The organism is Pseudomonas sp. PDM04 (genome assembly GCF_014851765.1).
In the GTDB taxonomy this organism is placed as follows: Bacteria; Pseudomonadota; Gammaproteobacteria; order Pseudomonadales; family Pseudomonadaceae; genus Aquipseudomonas.
In genome coordinates this window covers 119,607-146,383 of sequence record NZ_JACVAI010000006.1, presented here as the reverse complement: position 1 = coordinate 146,383, position 26,777 = coordinate 119,607, and the positions used below count along the sequence as shown (strand labels likewise).

General features: G+C 61.4%; 25 protein-coding genes and 1 pseudogene. 14 read left to right on the top strand and 12 right to left on the bottom strand.

The window, feature by feature from the left end:
• Positions 1–65: 65 nt before the first annotated feature.
• The gene (locus IB249_RS22720) at positions 66–947 is read left to right on the top strand and encodes a DMT family transporter (RefSeq protein WP_192307968.1); all 882 of its coding nucleotides are present in this window, start codon (positions 66–68) and stop codon (positions 945–947) included.
• Between the two features lie 138 nt (positions 948–1,085).
• Here IB249_RS22720 and IB249_RS22715 read toward each other — a convergent pair whose 3' ends face one another.
• The 5 genes from IB249_RS22715 to IB249_RS22695 form a co-directional block, all read right to left on the bottom strand.
• On the bottom strand, positions 1,086–2,213 hold the full coding sequence (locus IB249_RS22715; protein WP_192307967.1) for a hybrid-cluster NAD(P)-dependent oxidoreductase: 1,128 nt from the start codon (positions 2,211–2,213) through the stop codon (positions 1,086–1,088).
• Between the two features lie 4 nt (positions 2,214–2,217).
• Positions 2,218–3,474 carry an aromatic ring-hydroxylating oxygenase subunit alpha gene (locus IB249_RS22710; protein WP_192307966.1) on the bottom strand — a complete coding sequence of 419 codons (1,257 nt, stop codon included), beginning with the start codon at positions 3,472–3,474 and terminating at the stop codon, positions 2,218–2,220.
• Between the two features lie 122 nt (positions 3,475–3,596).
• A complete protein-coding gene (locus IB249_RS22705) occupies positions 3,597–4,553 on the bottom strand; it encodes a LysR substrate-binding domain-containing protein (protein WP_192307965.1) in 957 nt (318 codons plus the stop codon).
• Positions 4,554–4,620: 67 nt separating this feature from the next.
• Complete coding sequence (locus IB249_RS22700; protein WP_192307964.1) at positions 4,621–6,264, bottom strand: acetolactate synthase large subunit; 1,644 nt, start codon at positions 6,262–6,264, stop codon at positions 4,621–4,623.
• Between the two features lie 121 nt (positions 6,265–6,385).
• Positions 6,386–7,834, bottom strand: a complete 1,449-nt coding sequence (locus IB249_RS22695) for an aldehyde dehydrogenase family protein (protein ID WP_192307963.1) — start codon at positions 7,832–7,834, stop codon at positions 6,386–6,388.
• A gap of 218 nt (positions 7,835–8,052) precedes the next feature.
• On the opposite strand from IB249_RS22695, the gene IB249_RS22690 reads away from it, so the two are divergent.
• Positions 8,053–9,078 (top strand): GlxA family transcriptional regulator, encoded by a 1,026-nt coding sequence (locus tag IB249_RS22690; protein WP_225607153.1) that lies wholly within the window; start codon positions 8,053–8,055, stop codon positions 9,076–9,078.
• Here IB249_RS22690 and IB249_RS22685 read toward each other — a convergent pair.
• Together IB249_RS22685 and IB249_RS22680 are read right to left on the bottom strand one after the other, a co-directional pair.
• Positions 9,075–9,848: an NAD(P)-binding domain-containing protein gene (locus tag IB249_RS22685; RefSeq protein WP_192307962.1), complete on the bottom strand. Its 774-nt coding sequence runs from the start codon at positions 9,846–9,848 to the stop codon at positions 9,075–9,077. The genes IB249_RS22690 and IB249_RS22685 overlap by 4 nt on opposite strands.
• A gap of 9 nt (positions 9,849–9,857) precedes the next feature.
• Positions 9,858–11,177: an NAD(P)/FAD-dependent oxidoreductase gene (locus IB249_RS22680; RefSeq protein WP_192307961.1), complete on the bottom strand. Its 1,320-nt coding sequence runs from the start codon at positions 11,175–11,177 to the stop codon at positions 9,858–9,860.
• 192 nt (positions 11,178–11,369) lie between these two features.
• Here IB249_RS22680 and IB249_RS22675 point away from each other — a divergent pair, with 192 nt between their 5' ends.
• The 3 genes from IB249_RS22675 to IB249_RS22665 all read left to right on the top strand — a co-directional run bounded on the left by IB249_RS22675 (position 11,370) and on the right by IB249_RS22665 (position 14,215).
• Positions 11,370–12,257 carry a dihydrodipicolinate synthase family protein gene (locus IB249_RS22675; RefSeq protein ID WP_192307960.1) on the top strand — a complete coding sequence of 296 codons (888 nt, stop codon included), beginning with the start codon at positions 11,370–11,372 and terminating at the stop codon, positions 12,255–12,257.
• Positions 12,258–12,483: 226 nt separating this feature from the next.
• Positions 12,484–12,948, top strand: a complete 465-nt coding sequence (locus IB249_RS22670) for a hypothetical protein (RefSeq protein WP_225607152.1) — start codon at positions 12,484–12,486, stop codon at positions 12,946–12,948.
• A 154-nt stretch (positions 12,949–13,102) separates the two neighbouring features.
• Positions 13,103–14,215: an alkene reductase gene (locus tag IB249_RS22665; RefSeq protein ID WP_192307959.1), complete on the top strand. Its 1,113-nt coding sequence runs from the start codon at positions 13,103–13,105 to the stop codon at positions 14,213–14,215.
• 124 nt (positions 14,216–14,339) lie between these two features.
• Here IB249_RS22665 and IB249_RS22660 read toward each other — a convergent pair whose 3' ends face one another.
• Together IB249_RS22660 and IB249_RS22655 are read right to left on the bottom strand one after the other, a co-directional pair.
• On the bottom strand, positions 14,340–15,377 hold the full coding sequence (locus tag IB249_RS22660; RefSeq protein WP_192307958.1) for an endonuclease/exonuclease/phosphatase family protein: 1,038 nt from the start codon (positions 15,375–15,377) through the stop codon (positions 14,340–14,342).
• A gap of 133 nt (positions 15,378–15,510) precedes the next feature.
• Positions 15,511–16,119: a LysE family translocator gene (locus IB249_RS22655; RefSeq protein WP_192307957.1), complete on the bottom strand. Its 609-nt coding sequence runs from the start codon at positions 16,117–16,119 to the stop codon at positions 15,511–15,513.
• 112 nt (positions 16,120–16,231) lie between these two features.
• Here IB249_RS22655 and IB249_RS22650 point away from each other — a divergent pair, with 112 nt between their 5' ends.
• Positions 16,232–17,095, top strand: coding sequence for a LysR family transcriptional regulator (locus tag IB249_RS22650; protein WP_192307956.1), 864 nt, complete (start codon positions 16,232–16,234; stop codon positions 17,093–17,095).
• Between the two features lie 184 nt (positions 17,096–17,279).
• Here IB249_RS22650 and IB249_RS22645 read toward each other — a convergent pair.
• The 3 genes and pseudogenes from IB249_RS22645 to IB249_RS22635 all read right to left on the bottom strand — a co-directional run.
• Positions 17,280–17,512 (bottom strand): annotated as a pseudogene (locus IB249_RS22645) (cupin domain-containing protein); the annotation flags it as partial.
• 43 nt (positions 17,513–17,555) lie between these two features.
• Positions 17,556–18,005 (bottom strand): YMGG-like glycine zipper-containing protein, encoded by a 450-nt coding sequence (locus IB249_RS22640; protein ID WP_192307955.1) that lies wholly within the window; start codon positions 18,003–18,005, stop codon positions 17,556–17,558.
• A gap of 79 nt (positions 18,006–18,084) precedes the next feature.
• The gene (locus IB249_RS22635; protein WP_192307954.1) at positions 18,085–18,999 is read right to left on the bottom strand and encodes a helix-turn-helix domain-containing protein; all 915 of its coding nucleotides are present in this window, start codon (positions 18,997–18,999) and stop codon (positions 18,085–18,087) included.
• 161 nt (positions 19,000–19,160) lie between these two features.
• On the opposite strand from IB249_RS22635, the gene IB249_RS22630 reads away from it, so the two are divergent.
• The 8 genes from IB249_RS22630 (at position 19,161) to IB249_RS22600 (ending at position 26,761) form a co-directional block, all read left to right on the top strand.
• Positions 19,161–20,519, top strand: coding sequence for a glutamine synthetase family protein (locus IB249_RS22630; RefSeq protein WP_192307953.1), 1,359 nt, complete (start codon positions 19,161–19,163; stop codon positions 20,517–20,519).
• Positions 20,520–20,669: 150 nt separating this feature from the next.
• Complete coding sequence (locus IB249_RS22625) at positions 20,670–21,758, top strand: polyamine ABC transporter substrate-binding protein (protein ID WP_192307952.1); 1,089 nt, start codon at positions 20,670–20,672, stop codon at positions 21,756–21,758.
• On the top strand, positions 21,755–23,056 hold the full coding sequence (locus IB249_RS22620; RefSeq protein WP_192307951.1) for an NAD(P)/FAD-dependent oxidoreductase: 1,302 nt from the start codon (positions 21,755–21,757) through the stop codon (positions 23,054–23,056). Before IB249_RS22625 ends, IB249_RS22620 begins: the two co-directional genes overlap by 4 nt.
• A gap of 256 nt (positions 23,057–23,312) precedes the next feature.
• Complete coding sequence (locus tag IB249_RS29815; RefSeq protein WP_225607151.1) at positions 23,313–23,504, top strand: antitoxin; 192 nt, start codon at positions 23,313–23,315, stop codon at positions 23,502–23,504.
• On the top strand, positions 23,494–23,763 hold the full coding sequence (locus IB249_RS22615) for a type II toxin-antitoxin system RelE/ParE family toxin (RefSeq protein WP_192307950.1): 270 nt from the start codon (positions 23,494–23,496) through the stop codon (positions 23,761–23,763). The genes IB249_RS29815 and IB249_RS22615 overlap by 11 nt, the downstream gene beginning before the upstream one ends.
• 118 nt (positions 23,764–23,881) lie before the next feature.
• The gene (locus IB249_RS22610) at positions 23,882–24,478 is read left to right on the top strand and encodes a paraquat-inducible protein A (protein ID WP_192307949.1); all 597 of its coding nucleotides are present in this window, start codon (positions 23,882–23,884) and stop codon (positions 24,476–24,478) included.
• A complete protein-coding gene (locus IB249_RS22605; RefSeq protein ID WP_192307948.1) occupies positions 24,475–25,125 on the top strand; it encodes a paraquat-inducible protein A in 651 nt (216 codons plus the stop codon). The genes IB249_RS22610 and IB249_RS22605 overlap by 4 nt, the downstream gene beginning before the upstream one ends.
• Positions 25,106–26,761, top strand: a complete 1,656-nt coding sequence (locus IB249_RS22600) for an intermembrane transport protein PqiB (protein WP_192307947.1) — start codon at positions 25,106–25,108, stop codon at positions 26,759–26,761. Before IB249_RS22605 ends, IB249_RS22600 begins: the two co-directional genes overlap by 20 nt.
• Positions 26,762–26,777: the final 16 nt, after the last annotated feature.

Genomic DNA, 26,777 nt, shown 5'->3' with positions numbered 1-26,777 from the left:
CCGGCGCTACCTCCGGGCAGGCACCGGGCTCGGGTGTTCAAGACGCATTGGATGAGTGATCGAGCATGAGCACGGTGGTTGAGCCGATAAGCGAAGCGGGGCGGGCGAAAAGCACGCGGTTGGGCATCGGGCTGTGCCTGATGTCGATGTTCGTGTTCGCTGCCCAGGACGGGATCACCAAGATCCTGGTCAAGGACCTGCCCGTGTCGCAACTGATGATGGTGCGCTACTGGTTTTTCCTGCTGTTTGCCCTGTGTTTCCTGCGCATGAAGGGCGGGGTGGGCAATGCGCTGAAAAGCGCTCACCCCTGGCTGCAACTGAGCCGGTCGCTGATTGCCGTGTTCGACATCATGGTTTTCGGCCTGGCCCTGCGCTTCCTCGGGCTGGCCGAGACCCACGCGATCTATGCGATCTTCCCGTTGCTGACCATGGGGCTGGCCGCGCTGCTGCTGGGCGAACGGATCAGCCCGCGGCAATGCGTGGCCGGCGTCATCGGCTTTGCCGGTACGTTGATCATCCTCAAACCGGGCATGGGCGTGTTCAGCCTGACCTCGCTGATTCCCCTGGCGGGCGCGGTGATGTTCGCGTTCTTCAGTGTGCTGACGCGCAAGATCAGCGCAGTCGACAGCTTTGGCACCAACATGCTGTACATGGCGTTCTGGGGCGCGTTGGCGTCGACCCTGATGGCTGCGCCGCAATGGGTGACACCGTCATCGACCGAGTGGGGGTTGCTGCTGGTGCTGTCGATCAGCGGGGTGATCGCCCAATTGTTGCTGCTGCAATCGTTGAAATATGCGGCGGCCGTGACTTTGCAACCATTCAACTACTCACTGCTGTTGTTTGCGTCGGTGTTCGGCGTGACGTGGTTTGGCGAGACCTTGCAGACGTCCCTGGTGGTGGGCGCGCTGTTGGTGGTGCTGGGCGGGATCTACGCGTTCCGGCGCTAGGGTGCAAAGGCCGGAGAAACCCCCTCCATAGGGTTTCTCCGATGGCCGTCAGGCCGGTTCGCCGATGCGCGTTTGCCCGTCCAGCACCTCGGTGACGACGGCGATGTGAGTCAGGGAAAGGCGCCCGAGGGCGCCTTGTCAGAGATCGATCACCAGATCGGAGGTCGGGCGGCTGCAGCACAACAGGCGCAGGCCCTTGTCGATTTCGCGCTGGCGAATGCCACCGTTGTGTTTCATCTCGACGCTGCCTTCGAGCAGCGCCGTCTTGCAGGTGCCGCACACGCCCTGGCTGCACGAGGAGGGCACGACTGCGCCGGCTTTCTTCGCGGCCGACAGCACGGTCTGGTCGGCGCTCATGGTGAATGACTTGCCGGAGCGGGCCAGGCGAACGGTAAAGGTGTCCTGGGCCAGGCCGGGTTCGGCGCCCGGTGTCGGTTCGACCACGACTTCGGCATTGATGTCGAAGCTTTCCTGGTGGTAGCGCGCCAGGTCGAAACCGGCAGACCCCAGCAGCGCCCTGGCGGCATCCATGTAGCCTTTCGGGCCGCAGGTGAACACCGAACGCTCGAGGAAATCGGGGATGCGCTGCTGCAGTTCGGCAATCGACAGGCGCCCGATCGGTCCGGACCAGTCCGGTTCGTCACCCAGGCCTTCACAAAAGAACAGGGTGCGCAGGCGGGGCATGGAGCGCTCCAGGCGGGCCAGTTCCTCGCGAAAGATGATGTCCTTGGGGGTGCGCGCGCTGTGCACGAAGACGATATCCAGGTCGGCGTGCAGGTCGGCTGCGGCGCGGGTCATGGCCATCAGTGGGGTGATCCCGGAGCCAGCGGAGAGGTACAGCAGTTTGCGGGCCGGACCGGCCACGGGGGTGAAGACGCCGGCCGGCCCCGAGGCGCTCATGGCATCGCCGGCCTTGAGGTTATCGTGCAACCAGTTGGAGACCGCACCACCCGGCACCCGCTTGACGGTGATCGAGAAGGTGAACGGCCGGGTCGGGGTAGACGACAGGGTGTAGCAGCGTGACACGCTCTGCTGGCCGATCACTGGCGAAATGGTGAGGAACTGGCCCGGTTCGTAGGCCAGGGCAGGGTAGTCCGGGCTATGGAAAGTGAAGGTCTTCACGTCGTGGGTTTCGGCCACGACGCTCAGGCATTCGATGCGTTTGCTCTCGCCACTGGCCCACTGGGCACCGTGGGCAGCCCAGTGGTCGGTGTCGGCGAAGCGCTGGTCGGCACGCAGGGCGGCGATGTTCTCGTAGAGGCTCATCACTTCAAATCCCATGGACAGCGAGACGGTCGCTGTACCAGCGCAGGAACTGGTCAACGTAGGGCTCGGTGAATTCGGAGTAGGGACCGGGAATGTAGGCCGGGTCCTGGGTACCGCTATGGGTGATGGCCACCAGTTCTGCATCCTGCCGGGTGGTGGCGACCCAGACTTCGGTCAGGCGCTGCAGGTCGTAGTCGACGCCTTCCACGGCATCCGCGTGCACCAGCCACTTGGTGCGCACCAGCGTCCGGTCCGGGGACAACGGGATGATCCAGCTGATCATCGCATGGTCGCTCATGACGTGGGCCCATGAATTGTTGCCCCACAGGTGGGTGTCGCCCAGGTCCTTGCGCGTCAGGTTGCCCAGCAGCCGGGTGCAGGCGACCTTGCTGTCCAGGGTCTGGGATTCGCCACTGCCGGCAATGATCATGCGCTGGGTGCGAAACTGGGTGGCGGCATCGCCGTCCAGGTACTCGAACGTCTCATACAAATGACCTTCACGGGCCCAATCGGCCTCGATGCCGGCCTTGCGAATCTGATAGGCGTCATAGGAGGCGCGCGACTCTTCGCTCATTTCTTCGAAACTTACGCCCAGGTCTTCGGCGTGATAGGAAACCATCAGTTCCGGGTGAGTTCCCGCGCAGTGATAACACTCGCGGTTATTTTCCATCACCAACTTCCAATTACCGTTCTCGATATAGTCAAGTTCATAGGCGATGCGGGTATTGGCCAGGTCATACGGTGCAAAGCGCGCGCCCATGACTTCTTCCTGGATGGCAATGTCCTGGGGCGCCTCGTCACTCAGGCAAACGAATACGTGGGCGCCGATGACCTTGCAATGAACCGGGATCAGGCTGCGGCACTTGGGGTCGAACCCCTTGCCCATATTGGCCGCGTGCTTGAGGCTGCCATCCAGGTCGTAGGTCCATTGGTGATAGGGGCAAACCAGCATGCCAACCGTTGATTTTCCGGGCTCCTTGAGGCGGGCGCCGCGGTGGCGGCAGACATTGCGATAAGCACGAATCTGTTCGTCGTCATCGCGCAGCACCATGATCGACGACTTGCCGATATCGGTGGTGAACACATCGCCAGGCTCGGCGACATCCGCCGTCACGGCCACCAATATCCAGTGCCGGGTGAAAAATACATCGACATCGGTTTCGAAGATGTCCTGGCGACTGAATACTTCGCCAGGCATGCCAAAACCAGGTTGCCGGGAAGTTATAACTTCGCGGTGAGACTTGATAGACGCAATGCTCATTATTATTCCTCAGGCACTATTATTGTAATCTGTGTATTAACTAATACACGTGCTGTAAGGATTATCTGAGTGGGTCAAAATACCGTCAATGCGCCTATTTTTACACTTCGCATTACATCAAGTTATAAGTTCACTTTCGACAACGCCGACAGTGGCGCACGGTCCTGCAACCAGCGAATGATTGCCCAGGCCTCCGGCGTTGCAGCACGCCCGTAGGGGATGATTGCGTAATAGGCATCGGTGGGGCGCACGGTAAACGGTTCGAGTCTGACCAGTTCACCGCTGGCCAGCAGATGCTCCACCACCCGACCCCAGCCCAGCCCGATACCGTGGCCGTGCAGCGCTGCATGGACGACGTCGGCGTGCAGGTTGCCGCGCAAGGTGAAGTGAAACTTCTGTGTGCTCAACCCCAATTGCTTGAACCAGCCCTGCCAGTTCATCCAGCCTTCGGAGGTCGAGTCGGAGTCCAGCAAGCCGGCCGCCGCCAGTTGCTCCAGGGTCGTGGGCGCAGGATTGCGCGCGAGCCAGGCGGGGGAGCACACCGGGAAGATTTCTTCTTCGCACAGCAGGATCGCCTCGCCGTCCTCCCATTGGCCGTTGCCGTAGCGAACGTACAGGTCGGATTCCTGGGTGCGCAGATCACCGGTGAACATCTGGGTGGCCAGGCGCAACTGGATGTCAGGCAGCGTTTCGCGCAGGGCGGCGAGCCGGGGCATGATCTGGAACTGCGAGAACGAGGCGGTGACACCGAGGCTGATTTCCCGCCGACCGCCTTCCTGATTGATCTGGTCGAAGACGGTGGCGATCTTCTGCAGGGACTCGGAAATGATCGCGAACAGGGCCTGGCCTTCGTTGGTCAGGTCGATGCTGCGGTGCAAGCGGTGGAACAGTTGGGCGCCGACGTTTTCCTCGAGCATCTTCACCTGTTTACTGACAGCGGCCTGGGTCACGCCCAGCTCCTTCGCGGCCTGGGTGAAGCTTTTCAGGCGGGCGACGGATTCGAACTGGAGCAGGGCGGTCATCGACGGAATGATGCGCCGGTAACCCTTGTGTCGGGTGCCGGGTTCCTGGGTTTTCATTGTGATTGCTCCGGGATTTTCTGCTGACGCCGTCTGTGGGAGCGAGCCGGCTCGCTCCCACAGGTTCCTACACGGCCAAACTACGTTCACGCAACTCGGTATTGAGGATGCGATCATTCTCGCTGTAGTCCACCGGGCAGTCGATGACATGCACGCCGGGTGTCTTGATGCAGTGTTCGAGCAGCGACAGGAAGCTGTCGGCGCTGTCCACGCGATGGCCGTTGGCACCGTAGGCCTGGGCATACTTGACGAAATCCGGGTTGCCGTAGTCCAGGCCGAAATCGGTGAAGCCCATGTTGGCCTGCTTCCAGCGGATCATGCCGTAGCCGTCATCGCGAAGGATCACCACGGTCAGGTGCATGCCCAGCCTCACCGCCGTTTCCAGCTCCTGGCTGTTCATCATGAAACCGCCGTCGCCACACACCGCGACCACCGGACGGTCCGGGTAGACTAGGTGCGCCGCCATCGCCGACGGCAGGCCTGCGCCCATGGTCGCCAGGGCGTTGTCCAGCAGCACGGTATTGGGTTTGTGCGCCTTGTAGTTGCGGGCGAACCAGATCTTGTAGATGCCGTTGTCCAGGGCCACGATTCCTTCGGACGGCAGGGCACGGCGGACGTCGGCGACCAGGCGTTGCGGGTAGACCGGGAATCGGTCGTCGTCGGCACCTTCGGCGATCTGCGTTTCGTTGGCTTCGCGGATCGCCAGCAGACGCGTGAAATCCCAGTGCGAGGTGTCGCTCAGGGCTTCGCCGATCTGCCACACCGCGTTGGCGATGTCGCCGATCACCTCGATCTGCGGGAAATACACCGCATCCACCTCGGCGGAACGGAAGTTGATGTGGATGACTTCGGTGCCACCGCGCACCATGAAGAACGGCGGTTTCTCGATCACGTCGTGGCCGATGTTGACGATCAGGTCCGCGGCCTCGATGGCCCGGTGCACGAAATCACCGGCCGACAGCGCGGCGTTGCCGAGGAAACACGGATGACGCTCATCGACCACACCCTTGCCCATCTGAGTGGTGATGAACGGGATGCCGGTCTTGTCGATCAGTTGCTTGAGCACCTTGGCGGTCATCTTGCGATTGGCGCCGGCACCGATGACCAGGATCGGGCTGCGGGCGGTGCGCAGCTTGTCGACGGCGGCCTGCACCGCCTTGTGCTCGGCCAGCGGGCGACGGTGCAGGCTTGGCGGGATTGGCGTGCTGTCGGTCTGCTCGGCGGCGATGTCTTCCGGCAACTCCAGGTGCACGGCACCGGGTTTTTCTTCTTCGGCGAGACGGAAGGCTTCGCGCATGCGCGCCGGGATGTTATCGGCGGAGGCGAACTGGTGCGTGTACTTGGTGATGGGGGCCATCATGCCGCACACGTCGATGATCTGGAATCGACCCTGCTTGGACTTCTTGATCGGCTTCTGCCCGGTGATCATCATCATGGGCATTCCGCCCAGGTAGGCATAGGCGCTGGCCGTCACCAGGTTGGTGGCACCGGGGCCGAGGGTGGACAGGCTGACGCCGGTCTTGCCGGTCAGGCGGCCGTAGGTGGCCGCCATGAATCCCGCGGACTGCTCGTGACGGGTCAGCACCAGCCTGATCTTCGACTTGCGCAGCGACTCCAGCAGGTCGAGGTTTTCCTCACCGGGAATGCCGAATACATACTCGACACCTTCGTTTTCCAGGCATTGCACAACGACATCGGCGGCCTTGGCCATTTCGTCACCTTCATCGGTTCGTTCGGGGGAATAGGGGCTGCCACGCAGCTTATCGCGACGAGCGCATGCTCCGACAGTGACACGATGTCCGGAGCACCCGGCCCCTCGCCGCGGCCAGGCCTCAAGCCAATTGGTACGTGGTCTTCACCCGGGTGAAGAACTGCCGCGCATGGGTCCCTTGCTCCCGGGAACCCAGGCTGGAAGCGCCGTTGCCGCCAAACGGCACGTGATAGTCGACCCCGGCGGTCGGCAGGTTGACCATCACCATCCCCGCCGAACTGTTGCGCTTGAAGTGCTCGGCATGCCGCAGCGAGGTGGTGACGATCCCAGCGGACAGGCCGAATGCCGTGTCCTCGGCCGCAGCGAAGGCTTGCTCGTAATCACGCACCTTGAGCACGCTCAACACCGGACCGAAGATCTCTTCGCGATAAATGCGCATGTCCGGCCGAACGTCGCTGAACAATGCCGGGGTGAACAGATGCGCGCCCGTCGGGTTCTCGATGCGTTCACCCCCGCACACCAGCGTGGCGCCCTGTTCGACGCCGCTGGCAACGTAGGCCAGGTTCTGCTCCAGCTGGCGCGCATCCACCACGGGCCCGATGTCGGTCGAGGCCTGCTGCGCATCGCCCACCTTCAGCGCCCGGGTACGTTCGGCCAGGCGCGCAACGAACACATCATGGATGCCCTCGGTCACGATCACCCGCGAGCTGGCGGTGCAACGCTGGCCGGTGCTGTAGAACGAGCCGTTGAGCGCCACGTCGACCGCCTGTTCCAGATCGGCATCATCGAGCACGATCAAGGGGTTCTTGCCGCCCATCTCCAGTTGCACCTTTTTCATGCCTTCGGCGGCGAGACGGGCAATCTGCCGGCCGGTCTGCTCCGATCCGGTAAAGCTGATGCCGTCGACCAGCGGCGAGCGAATCAGCGTATCGCCAACGCTGCGGCCCGGGCCGATCAGCATATTGAACACGCCCGCCGGCAAGCCAGCGCGGGAGATGATCTCCGCCAGTGCCCACGCCGAAGACGGCACCAGCTCGGCAGGCTTGAACACCACGCTGTTGCCGAAACACAGCGCCGGGGCGATCTTCCAGGCCGGAATGGCCATCGGGAAGTTCCACGGTGCGATGATGCCAATCACCCCCAGTGGCTGGGTGAACACGTCGATGCCGACGTCCTGGCGCACCGACGCGTATTTCTCGCCTTCGGCGCGCAAGGCTTCCTGGGCGTAGAACTTGAACGAACGCCCGGCACGCTCGACCTCACCCAGGGCTTCGCGCACGACTTTGCCTTCTTCGCGAGCGAGCAGGACGGCCAGCGTTTCGCGGCGGGCCAGGATCTCGCTGCCAACGAAGTCCAGTGCATCGGCACGTTGCTGCGGATTGCTCCGCGCCCAGCCCGGCTGAGCACGGCGCGCGGCGGCGATAGCCTGTTCGGTCAGCGCCTGATCGGCACGCACGAAGCGCTCGATCACGTCCTGCGGGTTGGAGGGGTTGCGGTTGTCCAGCAGGTCAGTGCCGTCTGCAGGAAGGAAGGCGCCATCGACGTAGCTGCTCTTGGTGACGGGGGTCATGCGCTGCGAATCCTTTAGGGTGGGGTTTGCCGACCATGATGCTCAGCGCCGCAACGCGCCTGCTATTACGGGGATGACAATTGATAGGACGCCGGGGCCGGGAAACACCGGGTTTGTCCGAGGCATACGATATAGCGGTCTTTATATGATAGGCCGGACGCCCGGCGAGGCTTAGAATGACCCCGTGCCGGATTTCCCGGCGGCCCTGGAGAGCGACCTTGAACGCACTGCCTGCAGCGGTAAAGCCGGACCTTCGAGTCGGTTTCGTGCTGATGAACCAGTTCACCCTGGTGCCGGTCGCAGGGCTGGTCGACTCCCTGCGCTTTGCCGCCGACAAGTCGTTCCGCAGCCAGCAGGTGTACTGCCAATGGGACTGGATGACCTGCAACGACCTGCCCATCAGCGCCAGTTGCGGCATGCCGATTTCCCCCACGCGGCCATTGAACCTGTGGGCCCAGTACGACTACATCGTGATTGCCGGCGGCCTGCTGGGCGAAACGCGCAATCCCCCCGAATGGCTGCTCGACGCGCTGCGCGATGTGCACGCGGCGAACATCCCGATCATCGCCCTGTGTTCGGCGTCCTTCGTGCTGGGCAAGGCCGGGCTGCTCGACGGACGCCGGTGCGCCGTGCATTTCACCATCCGCGAGGAATTCGAGGAACTGTTCCCCAACGCGACGGCGGTGATCGACAAGAGCTACGTCGATGATCGCGGCATCATCACCTGCCCGGGCGGTACGGCCATCGACCTCGCCGCCAGCCTGATCCGCCGCCACTGTGGCGAAGTGCGGGCGCAGAAAGGGCTGGAATACCTCCTGGTGGAAGAGCGGGCGGATGACAAGGAACAGGCGGGCAAGGTCTACCAGAATGATCGGGTGGAGCGCGCCATTGCTTTCATGCGTGACAACCTGGACGTGTCGCTGTCACTCAAGGCGGTGGCTGAAGCGGTCGGCACGCACCCGCGCCAACTTCACCGCGAGTTTGTCGCCAATACCCAGGAACCACCCGCCAACTACTGGCGCAAACTGCGCCTGGACCATGCCCGGCGGCTGTTGGTGAACACCAGCCAGAACATCACCACCATCGCCCTGGCCAGCGGCTTTTCCGACGCGTCGCACTTCATTCTGTGGTTCCGCAAGCAGTTTGGCGAAACCCCGTACAGCTTCCGCAAGCGCCGCCATGAAGTGGAACGCTTCAATGGCGAGCGCCTGGTGGAACGGGTAGGGCTGGACCCTGAGCTTTAACGCGAGGCACGGTTGAGCAGGGCATCGAACACCACTTCACAGGCCGCCGCCCAGGTCGCGCTGCCCGGTTGGTGGTGAAGCACGTCCAGGCCGGTGGCCGTGAAGGTGCCCGGTGTGGCAATGGCTTCGCCCAGGGCCTTCAGGGTTTGATCCGGTCGGGCGCGGGCACTGGCGACGCAATCCTCCAGATTCCCCAGCACCAGCGTGCGCGCCTGCTCGGCGGGCAGTCCCTTGTCCACCAGCCAGTGTTGCAGGTCATGCAGCAGAAAATAGAACCAGCCGTTCATGCAGGCGGCCACGGTCGCCAGCTCGAACGCCGCTTCATTGTCCATCACCACCAGTGAACCGAGTGGGGCGAGGATCGTCTCGGTAGCCTGGTCGGGTGGGTAGACGACCACGGTCGAGCGGTTGAGTTGCGCGGCGCAGGACAGCATCACACGGATGCAACGTGCGTCGGCAAAGGTCGCTTGCAGTGTGTGCAAATGCAGGCCGGCGACCAGCGACAGCAGGTGCTGGCCAGGTTTCAGACGAACCTCGGCAGCCAGTTGCGCCACACTGTCGGGGCGCACACCGAGGAGCAGGAGGTCGGCATTCTCGACCACCGCCTGGTTGTCCGGCATCACCTCGCAGGCCTGTTCGACAGCCAGGGCCCGGGCCCGCTCGGCGTTGCGCGGTGACAACAAGATCGGCCCATCGAAGCCACTACGGCGCAAACCACGGACGATGCTCTCGGTCAGTTCGCCAACGCCCAGAATGCCCAGACTTTGCATGTCGCTACCTCAGGCTTCGAGCCCAGCACGACGCTGGCCCCAGTTCAGATTCAGGTTCACACCGACGCTCAGCAGCGGCTCCGGCGGGTTGCGGTTGGGGCCGGGCGAGGAGAGGAGGAAGTCGCTCAGTTCGTGACGCTCGCCCGTGAGCCAGTTGGCCAGCAAAGTACCGGTGGCGGTGCCCCGGGTGATGCCCAGGCCGTTGCAGCACAACGCGGCGTGGACCCGGGGTGCCAGGCTGCCAAAATAGGAGAGGTGGTTGCGCGACAGGCACATTGCGCCGCCCCAGGTGTAGTCGAACGGCATGTCCGGGAGCATCGGAAAGCGGCGTTCGAACGAGGTGCGATGCTGGCGTGCCGCGCGATCCAGATACTTTTGCTGCGCCTGGCCGCTGGCGTTGAAGCTGAAACTGTTGCGCACCAGCAGGCGCTGATCCGGCGTGCGACGCAAGGTGGTGCCAAACGGGTCGGCGGGGATGATGCCCCAGGTTGACTTGCCACCCAGGCGCGCCTGTTCCGCCTCGGTCAATGGCCGGGTCATGCTGGCGTAGGTGAAGATCGGCAGCAGGCGCCCCGGCAGGAAGCCGAAATGCGAGGCAAAGGCGTTGTTGCACAGCAGCAGTTCGTCGGCAACGATTTCGCCGTTGGCGTGGTGCAGGGTGATCTTGTCACCCTGTTCCAGGCGGGTGATGACGGTGTGCTCGTACAGGCTGACGTTGGCCGGCAGGCTGTCGGCCAGGCCGCGGGCCAGGGCGGCCGGTTGCAGCAGCAAGGTGCCCGGGGTGTAAAGTGCCTGACGATAGAACGAGGTGCCCAGATGCCCGGGCAGGTCACGGGCGTCGATCATTTCATAGGGTTGATCGAGCTTGTCCAGGCCGCTTCGGTAGGCGGCCAGCACGGCCAGGCCCTTGTCCTCGACCGCCGCCTGGTATTTGCCGTCCGGACGAATCTGGCAGTCGATGCCATGCTCGGCCACCAGGGCGCGGATCTGCGCCTGGGCGAAGTGGTTCATCTTCAGGTTCATGCGCGCCGTCGCCAGATCGCCGATGTAGTCCGGCGCGCCAATGTCGTGGGGCAGGTCGATGGCAAAACCCGAGTTGCGCCCTGAAGCGCCGAAGCCGACTTCCTGACCCTCGATCAGCACGACTTCATCGTCGGGGAATTTCAATGCCAGCTGACGCGCGGCGGCCAGGCCGGTAAACCCGGCGCCAAGCACTGCCCAGCGGGCCTGAGTGCGGCCGCTGTGAGCAGGGCGCGGTGTGCGCGCCGGGCTCAAGTGGAACCAGGCACAACCATTGTCGTCTGCTGGAGTGGACGTGTTTCTGTACATGCGGCCGGTTCCCTGTTTTTTCAGCACTATCGCATCGGCGCAGGGCCGGCAATATAACGATCGGGACAACTCATGGAAGGTTTGGACGCCAGCGCAAGATAGCGCGGGACAGCGGCAATTTTCGCGTCTAGGCTGCGCTTGCCTACCCACTCGGTTGCTCTGCTGAACCGACCCCGCATGAGGTTTGAAGCGATGTCCGATTTCCCGTTTGCCGGCCTGAACCTTGCCATCACTACGCCGTTCGACCACCAGGGCAAAATTGATCTCGTGCGTTTTGGTCAATTGATCGAGCGCTATCTGGAGGCCGGTGTCGACGGCTTCGTGCTGAGCTCGGGGACGGGCATGCATGTGTACCTGTCGAAGGAGGAATCAAGTGAACTGATTGCCTACGGCGCGAACATCATTCGCGGTCGGGCGCGGATCATTGCACAAACTTCGGCGCTGCTGGTCGACGACGTGATCGAGCGCACCCAACGCGCTGCGGATGCAGGCGCCGATGGGGTGATGGTCTTGCCGCCGTTTTTCGAGGGGCCGACCGATGATCAGGGCATCCTTGATTTCTATACCGCCGTAGCGGGTGCAGGCCTGCCGGTGATCGGCTACAACGTGCCGCAGGCCGTGGGTGTGGAAATCACGCCGGCGTTGCTGCAACAGCTGTGCGAGATCGAGCATGTCGTGGCGGTCAAGGACAGCAGCGGTGACCTCTGCGCGCAGGCGTCGTTGATTCGTACCGGGTTACCGGTGATCAATGGGGCTGATCCACTTGTTCCGTATGCGTTGTTTGCCGGTTGCGCGGGCCTGATCTGGGGCGGCGCCAACCTGGCACCGAAAACCTGCGTGGCGCTGGTCCGCGCCGCCCGTGAGAAGCGCTGGGACCAAACGCGGGAAATCTGGAAGCAGCTGGAACCGGTGATGTCATTGATCTGGCAGGGCGATTACGTGCAGTCGGTTTACGCCGGCGCCCAATTGACCGGTTACGACGCCGGGCAGCCCCGTCGTCCGCTGGCACGTTTGTCTGAGGAGAAAACCCGGGCACTGCGAACGGCTCTCGGCTCGCTCGTTGACGCCGAAGCCCTGTAACGCTGATGACAGGGGCCGTCCGAAGGTCAGCGGTGGCTGCAAGCTCGCTCCAACGGTATTTGGGGCGTTCACGTCATTCGTGGAACACGTGGTTCGCCGGGATATGTCGGATTGGGGCGCCGTGATTTTTCCTCGTGTTTGATCAGGGCTGGCCGATAACGGTGAACGCCCATCCCTCATTTCCAGCCGTGGTATCCCGTTGAAGACATCCATTCTGATCTGTTGCATGGCCCTGTTGACTGGCTGCGTGGGTCACTACCAGCAACCGGCATCGAACGCACCTCACGCCACCCTCGAAGGCCAATGGGGCACGAATAATTTGATGTCCGGAGGCAGCCAGGGTTACTGGGCCTACTATGACGCGCGCTGCCAGGACACCGCCGAGACCGGCGTCCTGGGCAGCCTGTCAGTGTCCGACCCGGCGAAGAATCGATTTCTGATCCAGCCTGATCGACGCGTTTACCTGACGGCACTCAGCTCGGGTGTGATCGAGCGTCAGAGCACCGATCAAGCGCTGATTCACAGGAGTTGTTTGAGCCGCAGCAGTTTCATCCCCGAAGCTGGCGCCACGTACCAGATGACCCACTCAGCACCTGAGTCCGGCTGTGCGCTGCAGGTCATCGACAAGCAGACAGGCAAAGCACCTTCGACACTGGTGGTCGAGCCCGTCGTCGAAGGGTGTGGGTTGTGACTGAGGGCCGGGGGGCTTTGGCTCGCATTCACCGAGGGCTGGAAAGCGCCTGAGCGTTGCGTTTGGCGAAAAGCACCGTTGCGCAGTCGGTGGATTCTCTGACAGGGAATGAATGCCTACCTTGGTGAGGAGACACTCAACCACGGAAATCATCATGACCCATCACTTGTTCAGCCCCATCAAACTCGGCCCACTCAGCCTCGGTCATCGCGTCGCCATGGCCCCCCTGACTCGCTCACGGGCAGGTCAGCCGGGCAACGTTCCGACCTCGATGAACGTCGAGTACTACCGTCAGCGTGCCAGTGCTGCATTGATCATTACCGAAGCGACGCAGATTTCCCAGCAAGGCCAGGGGTACGCCTGGACCCCCGGCATCCACAGCGACGAGCAGATACAGGGCTGGAAAGCGGTCAGCGAGGCCGTGCACGCAGAGGGCGGACGCATTTTTCTGCAACTGTGGCATGTGGGAAGGGTGTCGCACCCGGTGTTCCAACCCAACGGCGGGTTACCCGTGGCGCCAACCGCGCAGGCAGTGCCTGGCAAGACCTTCATCCTGAACGAGAAAGGAGAGGGCGTCTGGGGGGATGTGCCGGTTCCTCAAGAACTGGACATTCCGGGCATCGAAGCGATCATTGACGACTTCCGCAAGGCGGCTCGCAATGCGCTGCTGGCCGGTATGGACGGTGTGGAAATTCACGCCGGCAATGGCTATCTGCTCGACCAGTTCATCAACAGCGCGAGCAATCAGCGCAGTGATCGCTACGGTGGCAGTATCGAAAACCGTGCACGGCTTTTGCTCGAAGTCGTGGACGCGGTGACTGCAGAAGTGGGTGCCGAACGCGTTGCTGTGCGCCTGACACCCATGGGGCGATTCATGGGGATGGGCGATGACACCCCGGAACAGACCTTTGGCTACATTGCCTCCCGGCTCAATGACTGGAATCTCGCGTACCTGCACCTGGTCGAACCGATGATGGTCGGCACCGTACTCGACGAGACCAACGATCCACGCTGGGATGCCATCATCCAGCAGCTGCGCGCGGATTTCCGGGGTGTCCTGATGCTGGCCGGTGGATATACCGGAGAAACCGCCGAACAGGCCATCGCCCAGGGCCGCGCCGACCTCATCGCTTTTGGTCGCCCGTTCATTGCCAACCCCGATTTGCCGGCGCGCCTGCGTGGACGCCACGCCCTCAACGTGGCCGACGGCAACAGCTTTTTTGGCGGTGACGCCAAAGGGTACATCGACTATCCGCTGTTGGCGTGACGCAAGGATGTTCGTAGTCCCGACCATGGTCGAGACTTCGCCTTGACTTTTCCTCATCTCGGGAAAGAGGACTACTGCGACAGAGGCCGTCATTATCCGGGTGTGGCGCTGCTTTTGAGCTGACTCACAAAAGGCTGTCCAGATACGTATCTCCATCATCGATACCGAACTCGATCCACATCGGCAGGTGATCGCTCATGCGGTACGTGCGCCACTCCTTGAAACTTTGCCCAGGCTTCTCAGCGCGATCCAGGGCATAGGACGCCTCATCATCCGACTTGTAGACCGTGTCATAGAAATCAAAGACACCGGCTTTACCGGTCGGTTTTAGACGGGCGAGTTGCTTGTGGTAGGCCACTTGATCGTAATGCTTGTTCTGTTCGACGTTAGAGCCCGGGATGGACTGTAGCTGCGGCGGGACGATGAAGCCGGCTTTCTCGATTGCCTTCATCGTCGCGTCCGTTGTACTGAAGATATTGAAATCACCGAGCATGATCAGGTTATCCGGAGCCGGTTCGCCCCCTGGCTCATACTGGGGGGAGGCAGAGAGTTTCCTGGCATTTTTCGCAAGGGTGTTTGCAAAAGCTGTTATCTCTGCAAGTCGCCTGGTATCGACCGGTTTGCTGTCTCCATAGTAGATATGGACCGTGGCCAGGGTAATGTAGGCCCATCCCGCGCGGAATCCGGCGAGGTAGGGGGAGCGTGCCATCTGCACCGGCTCCTCTTTTTCACCCGACGCCTTCGACAGCACAAGCTCAGCCGCCAAGCCGGTAAATCTGACCTTTCTTGTGTCGTACAGATAGGCCATGCGCTCGGAGTTGCCGGCTGTGCCGAGCGTTACGTCGGTGACCAGAAAATCCCACCAGCTGCCCATCAGGCTTTTCAGGTGCTGCAGCGGATACAAACCCGCTCGAATTTCCTGGATAGCGATCAGATCGAAACGGCTGAGAATCTCGGCGATGTAGTAGTAAGACTCATCATCGCGGTAACCATACTTTCCGGAATCAAACTCGCGAATATTCCAAGTAGCCAGGAGCAACGTGTCTGTCGCGGTACGCGCTGGAATCTGTTCCTTGAGCGCTGCGCGCAATCCTTTGAGGCCCTTGACGGTACGGCGACGCTTTTGATCGTCGAGCTTTTTCAGATTCGGGTAGTAAGGCATGGAAGTTCTCCGGTTGAGGTGCAATCCAGTGGCGGCCTTTGTTCACCGGTAATCCGATCGGCTACTGCACAGTCAAAGCACCTCATCCGGTGTTCAGAGGATAGGAGAGTAGGGGGGCTTTGCAACAGACGCTTCAGGCATGAATGGGCAGGGCGACGCCAAAAAGGACAAAAAAACCACCACAGACTTTATTGAAGCGTCGACCGGTTCGAGCCAACCAGGGCCTGACCCGGTGCGCAGCGCTGGCCACCAGATACTCGACAACGAACTCCACGACCGCGTAAGTCAGTGCGATGACGGCCGTCTGCGCGAGGATATTTCTTTGGGGATCGAGGAAGGGAGGGATAAACGCAGTGAACAGCAGTATTGCCTTGGGGTTTGAAAGGGCCGACACCAGCCCTTGCCGGAACAGCGACCAGGTTCGCTGGCTTGTCGTACCGACCGTATCCAGGCTGACAGGGGCAGCCCGCCACAACCCGAAGCCCAACCAGATCAGATAGAGCCCTCCGACAACCTTCAAGACCGTGAACCCGGTGGCCGAGGCCTGGATCAGCGCCCCCAACCCCAATGCACACAGCGAAAGCACGAGCGCAAAACCGAGTACGCCGCCAGTAATGGTAAACAGTGTTTTCCGACGCCCGTGAAGAGCGCCATGGGTCAGCACCAGTAACGCATTGGGACCTGGTACTACCGCGATGCCGCAACAGGTAAACAGATAGAGCAACCAGGTCTCAAAGGGCATGATTCAATCCACTTTTTGTTGATTCAGACCCGCATCCTGCGGATGATCCGCAATCATGAAAAGCGCATAATTCACGTATTAGCCATTCGATTAACGAATAGAGGTAAACGCGATGCCTGCCAGTGATTTGCAGATCGATTGGCTCAAATGCTTCGTGGCCGTCGTGGATGCAGGCTCCTTATCCGGCGCAGCCCATGAGATAAACCGATCACAGTCTGCCGTCAGCATGCAGATGAAAAAGCTGGAAACCGCGCTTGGACGGCAGTTGCTCAGTCGCGGTCCGAGGCACCTTCAACTGACCGATGACGGCCAGACATTGCTGGGCTACGCACGTCGCATGCTCGCACTGCACGCTGAAACCCAGGCAGCTTTTCACGGTGAAGCGCTGACCGGACGAATCCGCCTGGGTGTCGCGGAGGACTACGCGGCAGCGTATCTCACGCCGGTGCTGAAGCGCTTTTCACCGCGCTACGCCGGCGTGGAAATAGAACTGACCTGTGAACAATCGACCAGGCTGATTCCGCGGGTGCGAAGCGGCGATCTTGATCTTGCGCTGGTGTCCAGGGATTCACCTCAATGCGGCACATTTCTGTTCAAGGAACCGATGGTTTGGGTGGGCTCGGCCCAATTCGAATTGTGGAGACGAGACCCGGTGCCTATTGCCGTCTACGAAAGTGAAAGCCTGGCCCGGCATTTCGCGGTGAACTCACTGACCCAACAGGGGCGCGAATTCAAGGTGGTCTACAACAGCTCCAGCCTGGCTGGCCAGGTGGCTGCCGTCGAAGGTGGGCTCGCCATTGCGGCGATCACGCAGTGCACCGTACAAGCATCGCTTCAGGTCTTGGGCAGCGAACACGGTTTGGGGAGCATCAAGCCCATGGAAGTTTCGATTTTACGCAGCCGAGCGTCCCGCGGGTCGAAAGCGGTCAATAGCCTTCATGCGTTCATCATCAACGCGTTGAGAAGCCAGACATAGTCATCCGGTTTTTTGGATTGGTACGGGGATGAGGTGGGACGGCGAAGGGCTGAATGCGCTGGAAGACTTAAACACCTCGTTTAACATAATATACATTACACGTAACAACGTATCTCAATATCCCCCCGGTTACCCACGGCTTTTCACACAGCAAATTGTCCCCTTAGCCTTGGTCCTCGGTCATTTATTCAATCAACGCCCAATGCTCAGGAAACGCCTCTCCAAGCTTTTCCCTGTTTCCCAATTGCATGTCCGCAAAATCAAACCCTGGCAACACCGCGTCGCTGACCAAAGCAAATCCTGCTGAACCGTCAATCAGTCGCGAAGCTTTCCAGATACCGCCAGTACGTGCGGTTGCAAACATTCACCGGTAATCACGTTGCTGCCCATCACGATGGTTTTCAAGATGCTGCACGGGTCGTTCCTGGTAGCGTCATTGCCGGTGACCATACAGCCTCGCTCAAGGATTGACCTGATACCCCTTGCCTTGCAAACAACCGCTGTACGCCGTCGCACTGGCGGCCTCGTTGCTGTTGCGTTGTGCCCGGCGTTCCTGGCGTTGACGTGAGCCACCGATCACGGCGCCCGCAGCGGCGGTCTGCCTGGCGCGGTCCTGGCGATAATCCTGTTTGGTGTCGTCATCCACGCGATCATAAAACTCGTCGTGCTGGCGTCCGCGTATCTGTGCGGCGGTCGCGCCGGCGGCAGCGCCTGCCGCGGCGCCCTTGATCCGGCCTCCGGACGGTGTCGATGAGGTGGTTTGGCCGGCCGCGATGTTCTGGCACTCGGTGATATCGGTCTGGGTCTGTTGCGTGCTTTGCCCCTTCAGGGGCACGACCGACTGGGCCCATCCTTGAGGGGCGACAACCGCCAGCGCGACACACAGGCCAAGGGAAGACAACCTGTTCATGATGACCTCCGGGCAATGGGCAGCCATCAAGAGTGTAGATCAGGGTGACTTGCCCTCCCTCGCCAAGGGACTGACGGCCTTATTTTCGCTGCCGGCCCGTGCGCTTCAGCGTTTCACTCGGCAGCTCCTTGAACAGCGAGTAATAGCTGCTGGAAAACCGCCCCAGGTGCCAGAACGACCACTGCATCGCCACTTCGGCCACGGTGGTTTGCAGCGGCGAGCTGTTGAGCAATGCCCGGTGAGCGCTGTTGAGGCGACGCAGGCGCAGCCAGTGGGTCGGGGTCATGCCGGTGTAGGCCTTGAACGCATGTTGCAATTGGCGCAGCGACACTCCGGCAACCTGGGAAAGCTCCAGCAGGTTGAGGGTCTCCTCGGGGGAATCGGCCGCCCATTCACCGATGCGTTTCATCACCGCGCGCTCTTCGGTGCGACGCTGCAAGCCGCCACGATCCAGGCAGATGCACGCGTTATCGAGGATGTACAGGCAGTCTTCGAGCAACTGTTGCGTCAGCGCTTCCTTGCTCGGTGGATCCATGGTTTGTGCCAATCGGGTCAGGGTGCCGCTCAGCCAGCGGCTGAACAGCGCGTTCTGCCCCGAGTTCAGCGGCGCCATGAACAAGCCTTCCAGCCGGGCGACATTCAGGCCGTGGCGCTGGACAAACGCCGGCCCGAAGACCACGGCGATTTCCTGGTAATTCTCCGGGGTGATCCAGATGTTGCGGCTTTCTTCATTGAGCACGTACAGCGCGTTGTCGCTGCGATCGAAACAGAACGCCAGCGCTCCCTCGGGCGCGCTGAAATTCTGCTCGACCCGGGTGTTCATGTGCTCTTCGTAGATCTCCACGCCCTGCAGATCGAGGTAACGCACCCGCCCGGCGAAATGCCCCGGCGACATCTGCTGGTAATGCTGGACCCAGCCCGGTGTGGCGCGGATCTGCTCGGCCACGTCGGCGGTATCGAAGGCTTGGACCTGTATGGGATTGCACGCTGTCATGGGTGACCTTACGCACTCGTTTGGTGCGTTTTGGTGCTGCTGAAAGTGGATAGATGGAACCTTGAGGCTCGCCCAAGATAGTCGTCAACGCGTCTCAGGGGAAGTGTGCGGCAGATGAAACCGCCCTCCCCGGCGTTAATAAAACCAACAACGAGGTCTTTATGAATGTCCCTTTCGATCAGCTGCTGACGTGGCTGAAAGATCACAAGATTACCGAAGTCGAGTGCGTCGTCAGCGACCTGACCGGCATTGCACGCGGCAAAATCGCGCCCACCAACAAGTTCCTGCATGAGCGAGGCATGCGCCTGCCGGAAAGTGTGCTGTTGCAAACGGTAACCGGGGACTTCGTCGACGACGACATCTACTACGACCTGCTCGACCCGGCCGACATCGACATGGTCTGCAAGCCGGTTTCCGATGCCGTGTATGTAGTGCCATGGGCCATCGAGCCGACCGCCATCGTGATTCACGACACCTTCGACAAGTTCGGCAACCCCATCGAACTGTCGCCGCGCAACGTGCTGAAGAAAGTCCTGCAGCTGTACACCGATAAGGGCTGGAGGCCGATTGTCGCGCCGGAAATGGAGTTCTACCTGACCCAACGCTGCGAAGACCCGGACCTGCCGCTCAAGGCGCCGCTGGGCCGTTCGGGCCGGGCGGAAAGTGGGCGTCAGTCGTTTTCCATCGACGCCGCCAACGAGTTCGATCCGCTGTTCGAGGACGTCTACGACTGGTGCGAACTGCAAGGCCTGGACCTCGACACGCTGATCCACGAAGACGGCCCGGCACAGATGGAAATCAACTTCCGTCATGGCGACGCGCTGGACCTGGCGGACCAGATCACCGTATTCAAACGCACCATGCGTGAAGCCGCGCTCAAGCACAACGTCGCCGCCACCTTCATGGCCAAGCCGATTGGCGACGAGCCGGGCAGCGCCATGCACATTCACCAGAGCGTCGTGGACATCGCCACCGGCAAGCCGATCTTCGCCAATGCCGACGGGCAAATGAGCGAACTGTTCCTGCATTACATCGGTGGTTTGCAGAAATACATCCCCAAAGTGCTGCCGATGTTTGCGCCGAACGTGAACTCGTTCCGCCGCTTCCTGCCCGACACTTCGGCACCGGTCAACGTCGAATGGGGCGAGGAAAACCGCACCGTGGGCCTGCGTGTCCCCACTTCCAGTCCCGAGGCGATGCGCGTGGAAAACCGCTTGCCGGGTGCCGACGCCAACCCGTACCTGGCGATTGCCGCCAGCCTGTTGTGCGGCTACATCGGCATGGTCGAAGGCATCGCCCCGAGCGCGGCGGTACAGGGTCGTGCCTATGAGCGTCGCAACCTGCGTCTGCCGATCACCATCGAAGACGCGCTGACCCAGATGGAAGAATGCGTGGCCATCGAACGTTACCTGGGGAGCAAGTTTGTCCGCGGTTATGTCGCGGTCAAACGGGCCGAACACGAGAACTTCAAGCGGGTGATCAGCTCCTGGGAACGTGAGTTCCTGTTGCTCAGCGTCTAATCCCGCGTAGCCCTCGACGGCTGCTTCGCGCGCAGGCTCGCTCCCACTGTTGCAATGCAGTTGCCTGTGGGAGCGAGCCTGCTCGCGAAAGCGCTCGCCAACACACCCAAGCACCACCTGAAAAACCCAATAACTCCAAGAGGTGTCGACATGCGTCTATTGAAATCCGTTGTTCCGGCCGCGCTGGCCGTGCTGTTCAGTGCCATTGCGCACGCCCAGCCACAGGTCAGCGTTTATAACTGGACCGATTACATCGGCGAAACCACCCTCGCCGACTTCCAGGCCAAATCCGGGATCAAGGTGATCTACGACGTCTTCGATTCCAACGAAACCCTGGAGGGAAAGCTGCTCGCCGGCCGTACCGGGTATGACGTGGTGGTGCCGTCCAATCATTTCCTCGGCCGTCAGGTGAAGGCTGGCGCGTTCCTCAAGCTGGATCGCGAACAGCTGCCGAACTTCAAGAACCTCGACCCGAAACTGCTGGCATTGCTGGAGCAGAACGACCCGGGCAACCAGCATTCGGTCCCCTACCTGTGGGGCACCAACGGCATCGGTTACAACGTGGATAAGGTCAAGCAAGTGCTTGGCATCGACCACATCGATTCCTGGGCCGTGCTGTTCGAGCCGGAAAACATCAAGAAACTCAGCCAATGCGGTGTGTCGATGATGGACTCGCCGGATGAAGTGTTCCCGGCCATCCTTAACTACATGGGCATGGACCCACGCAGTGAAAAAACCGAGGACTATAAAAAAGCCGAAGCCAAGCTGCTGAGCATCCGGCCTTACGTCACCTATTTTCACTCGTCCAAGTACGTGTCGGACCTGGCCAACGGTGACATCTGCGTGGCCTTCGGTTACTCCGGCGACGTGTTCCAGGCCGCCAACCGTGCCAAGGAAGCCAATAACGGCGTGAACATCGCCTACGCCATTCCCAAGGAAGGCAGTAACCTGTGGTTCGACCTGCTGGCCATCCCTGCCGACGCCAGCAACCCTAAAGAAGCCCACGCCTTCATCAATTACCTGCTCGACCCGCAAGTGATCGCCAAAGTCAGTGCTTCGGTCGGCTATGCCAACCCGAACCCGGCGGCCAAGCAGTACATGGACGCTGAGCTGGTCAACAATCCCGAGGTTTACCCGCCTCAGGACGTGCTCGACAAACTCTACATTTCCACCACCCCGCCCCAGGCGATCATGCGTCTGATGACCCGTTCCTGGAGCAAAGTGAAGTCGAACAAATGAATCAGTACACCCAGGAACATGCCCGCTCCTATTACGCGGCCTCGGCCAATGGACTGGCCCCCTTCCCTGCGCTGACCGACGACCTGGTGGCTGACGTCTGCGTGATTGGTGGCGGGTTCACCGGGGTCAACACCGCCATCGAGCTGGCACAACGCGGGCTCTCGGTGATCCTGCTCGAGGCCCGACGCATCGGCTGGGGCGCCAGCGGGCGTAACGGCGGGCAGTTGATTCGCGGCATCGGGCATGACGTCAGTGGGTTCGCCAAATACATCGGCATCGATGGCGTGCGCTATCTGGAGCGCGCCGGGGTCGAATCGGTGGAACTGGTGGGCCAGCGCATCCGCGAGCACGACATCGAGTGCGACCTGCGTTGGGGCTTTTGTGAACTGGCCAATACCCAGGCTCAGTTCGCGGCATTCAAGGGCGAACAGCAACGCCTGGTCGACGCCGGTTACGCCCATGAAACCCGTTTGGTCGGGCCCGAGCAGATCCGCGAGCAGGTGGTGAACGCCGGAGTGTACGCCGGTGGCCTGGTGGACATGGGGTCCGGGCATTTGCACCCGTTGAATCTGGTGCTGGGCGAAGCGCGGGTGGCGCAGACCCTTGGCGTGCAAATCTTCGAGCAAAGCCCGGTGCTGGAACTGATCCATGGCAGCACGGTGCAGGTACGCTGTGCCTCGGGCACGGTGCGTGCCGGCAGCCTGGTGCTGGGGTGCAATGCGCACCTGGACGAACTGGAGCCGAAACTCAGTGGCAAAGTGCTGCCGGCGGGCAGCTACATCATCGCCACCGAGCCCTTGGCGCCAGACGTCGCGGCCCGACTGATCCCGCAGAACCTGGCATTGTGCGATCAGAAAGTCGGCCTGGACTACTACCGGCTCTCGGCTGACCGGCGCTTGCTGTTCGGCGGTGCCTGCCACTACTCCGGGCGTGATCCGGCGGACATCGCCGCCTACATGCGTCCGCAGATGCTCAAGGTGTTCCCGCAACTGGCCGATGTGCGCATCGACTACCAGTGGGGTGGCAAGATCGGCATCACCGCCAATCGCTTTCCACAGGTCGGTCGCCTGGGCCAGCAGCCGAACGTGTTTTACGCCCAGGGTTACTCCGGTCATGGGCTGAACGTGACCCACTGGTGCGCGAAACTGCTGGGTGAAGCGATTCACGCCGGCCACAGCCAGGGCTTCGACGTGTTCAGTGCCGTGCCGCACATGACCTTCCCCGGCGGCCCGATGCTGCGCTCTCCCCTGCTGGCGCTGGGGATGCTGTGGTATCGGTTGCGCGAAGTGCTGGGTTGAATGTAGGGACTGATCATTCTTACGCAACGAAGAGTGAGCAGTCCTACGGAAAATGAACACCGGCAGCGTATTCAGGGAAGCTTCCGACGCTCTTTTCAGGTTGTCCGTCGGAAGCACGGGGCTTAGCGTGGTGACTTTCTTCAGAGGCGAACTCATCATGAACGCTAGAGGCGACAGACCTGCCCGAAAGTCCGGACATTCACGACAAGTCACGAGATTGCGCATAGACTGGCCGGCACCTGTCCCGGAGGTCCATATGAGCCCCCAGCATCCGCCGTTTGATTCCGACTCCGAAACCGAAGAACAGGCATCCAGCTATGACCGTTGGCTTCGCGCCAAAGTCCAAGCTTCACGAGATGATCCTCGGCCCAACTTCCCACACGATCAAGTGATGGCCGAAATGCAAGCCCTTATCGAGTCCAGGCGCCACGGGCGCGATGCAGATTGAATGGCGGCCCGAAGCACGGGCTGACTTGAAGCAAATCATCAGCTACGTCGCCGACCGCAACCTGCAAGCCGCCGTCGAATTGAATCAGGCCATCCACGCCGCCGCGTCCACTGTTTCGAAACATCCTCACCTCTACAGGACAGGTCGAGTCAGGGGCACGCGAGAAATCGTCGCGCATGCCAACTATCTGTTGGTTTATCAGGTAACGGACCAGCTAGAGATCCTCAACGTGTTGCATTCCAGGCAAAAATACCCCTGAGCCCACGGAAATCACGCCTGTATCTACGCCGACCCCCGCCTTTCGATTTGCTCAATCGCGAGGCACTTCTATATTGAGGGGGTGCTCTGACTTTCCTGTCTCCCGGCGAGTGCCCTCTATGGTTTCGACCGATCAACTGATCATCTGCGAGCACTGCGACTGCGTGTACCGGAAAACCACGCTCGCCAAACATCAAAAAACCCTCTGTACCCGCTGCGGCGGCGTGCTTCAGCGTTACAACGGCCTGACCGTGGAGCAGCGCCTGGCGCTGACCGTCACGGCATTGATGCTGTGGATCTTCGCCAATTTCTACCCGGTCATGAGCATCAGCCTCAAAGGCCTGAAAAACAGCGCGACGCTGTGGGATTCCGTGCTGGCCCTGAGCCTGGGCCCCATCACCTTCATCGCCCTGGTGGCGGCCATCGCCATGATCATTGCGCCGGTCATTCAATTGCTGCTGTTGATCTGGGTCCTGGGCCACGCCCTCGCCGGCCGTCGCTCGCCGGGGTTCAGGTTCTGCATGCGCTGGCTGGAAACCCTCAGGCCCTGGAGCATGCTGGAAGTCTGCCTGCTGGGCGCGATGGTCGCGGTGATCAAGCTTGCCGGATTGCTCGATGTGCTGCCGGGCATCGGTCTGTTCGCCCTGGCCATTCTCAGCCTGATGATGATCCGCATCGCCGGGCGCGATATCCGTGACTTGTGGGACCTGCCATGAGCACGCCACCGCTGGCCAGCGAACTCGACCTGTGCCTGTGCCACAGTTGCGGCCTGGCTTGCGACATGACCGGCGAACCCCACGAATGCGAACGCTGCGGCGCGCCGCTGCACCGACGCAAGACCAACGCATTGACCCGGACCTGGGCGTACCTGCTGACGTCCCTGGTGTTTTACATCCCGGCCAATCTGTTGCCAGTGATGAACACCAAAATGGTCGGCAACGGCGCCGACAGCACCATCATGAGTGGCGTGCTGGAGTTCTGGGAGGCCGGCGCCTGGGACATTGCCCTGATCATCTTTATCGCCAGCATCGCCGTGCCCGGCCTCAAGTTCGTGGTCCTGACCCTGTTGCTGGTGACGGTGCAACGCAACAGCGCGTGGGCACGCAAGGAGCGTTCGAAGCTGTACCGCTTCGTCGAGGTCATCGGTTATTGGTCGATGCTCGACGTGATCGTGGTCGCACTGGTCGCCTCGCTGGTGAAGTTCCAGGCCCTGGCGGACATCGAACCACGCACTGGCATTCTGTTTTTTGGCCTGGTGGTGGTGTTCACCATGCTGGCGGCGATGAGTTTCGACCCGCGGTTGATCTGGGATACACCCCATCCGAACAACGAGGAGGTCATGGATGAAATCGCAAGCCACTGACGGGCCGCAAGCCCCCGGGCAGGCCCCGATCAAGACCCGCCGCTTCAGCGTTTCGCTGGTCTGGATCGTGCCCATCGTCGCCGTGCTGGTGGGTATTTCCCTGGTGGTGCACAGCATCCTGCAGGAAGGCCCCACGATCACCGTGACCTTCAAGACCGGCAGCGGCCTGACCGCCAACAAGACCGAGGTCAAGTACCGCAATGTGGTGATCGGCCATGTCTCCGACGTCGAGCTCAGCGACGACCAGAAAAGTGTCAACGCCACCATCAAGCTGGCCAAGCAGGCAGAGAGTTTCACCCGCAAGGACTCGCAGTTCTGGGTGGTGCGTCCGCGCATCGGTGCCGGCGGCGTGTCGGGCATCGACACGCTGCTTTCCGGAGACTACATCGGCGCCGACATTGGCCAGGACAACGCCCGGGCCAAGCGTTTCACCGGCCTGGAAAACCCACCGCCCATTACCTATGGCGAGCCGGGCAAGCGCTTTACCTTGCACACCCAGGACCTGGGCTCGCTGGACATTGGCTCACCGGTCTATTACCGCAAGATTCCGGTCGGCCAGGTGGTCGCCTATGCCCTGGACGCCGATGGCAAAGGGGTGAACATCGAGGTGTTCATTCATTCGCCCAACGACGCCTACGTCACCGACAACACCCGGTTCTGGAACGCCAGCGGCATCGATGTGAATGTCGGCGCCAACGGTTTTGCGGTGAAAACCGAGTCGCTCTCCGCCCTGCTGGTCGGTGGCATTGCCTTTCGCGCGCCGGAATACAGCCCCAATGATGCGCCGGCAGCCGAGGAAAAGACTTTCGATCTGTTCGAAGACCAGCAGACCGCCCTCGCCCCGCCCGCCGGCAAGGCGCAGTACCTGGTGCTGCGTTTCGACCAGGCCTTGCGCGGTCTGAAAGTCGGTGCGCCGGTGGAATTCCTCGGTGTCGAGTTCGGTCGGGTGGTGTCGGTCAACCTGGATTTCGATGCCGAAAAACGCAGTTTCCCGGTCAACGTCGGCATCCTGATCTACCCGCAGCGGCTCGGTCAGGCGCACACCAAGATGCTCAAGGTGTTGAACCACAACCCCGATGACGAAGCCGCCGGCATCCGGTTGATCGGCACCTTCATCGACAACGGCCTGCGCGCCCAGGCCCGCAGCGGCAACCTGCTGACCGGCCAGTTGTACATCGCCCTCGACTTCTACCCCAAGGCCGAGAAGGTCGCGTTCGACCCGACCGCCCGCCCACCGTCCATTCCAACCATCCCCGGCAGCCTCGAACAGCTGCAGGAAAAACTCGAAGGCATGGTCAACAAGATCAACCAGTTGCCCATCGAGCGCATCGCCAGCAACCTCGACGGCAACCTCGTGGAGCTGCGCAAGGGCCTGGTGCAATTCAATGCCAAAACCCTGCCCGGTGTGCAAACCACCCTGGGAGATGTCAGCAAAACCCTGCAATCGGCGACCTCGACCCTGGCCGAGGACTCGCCGCAACGAGAACAGCTGACCCAGACCCTGGACGAACTCGGACGCATGTCACGTTCGCTGCGTGAGCTTTCGGATTACCTGGGACGGCACCCCGAGTCGCTGATTCGCGGGCGGCCGGACAATGCCGCGCCGCTGGACCTGAAAGCGCCACCGCGTAACTGACTACAGGAGCCACACT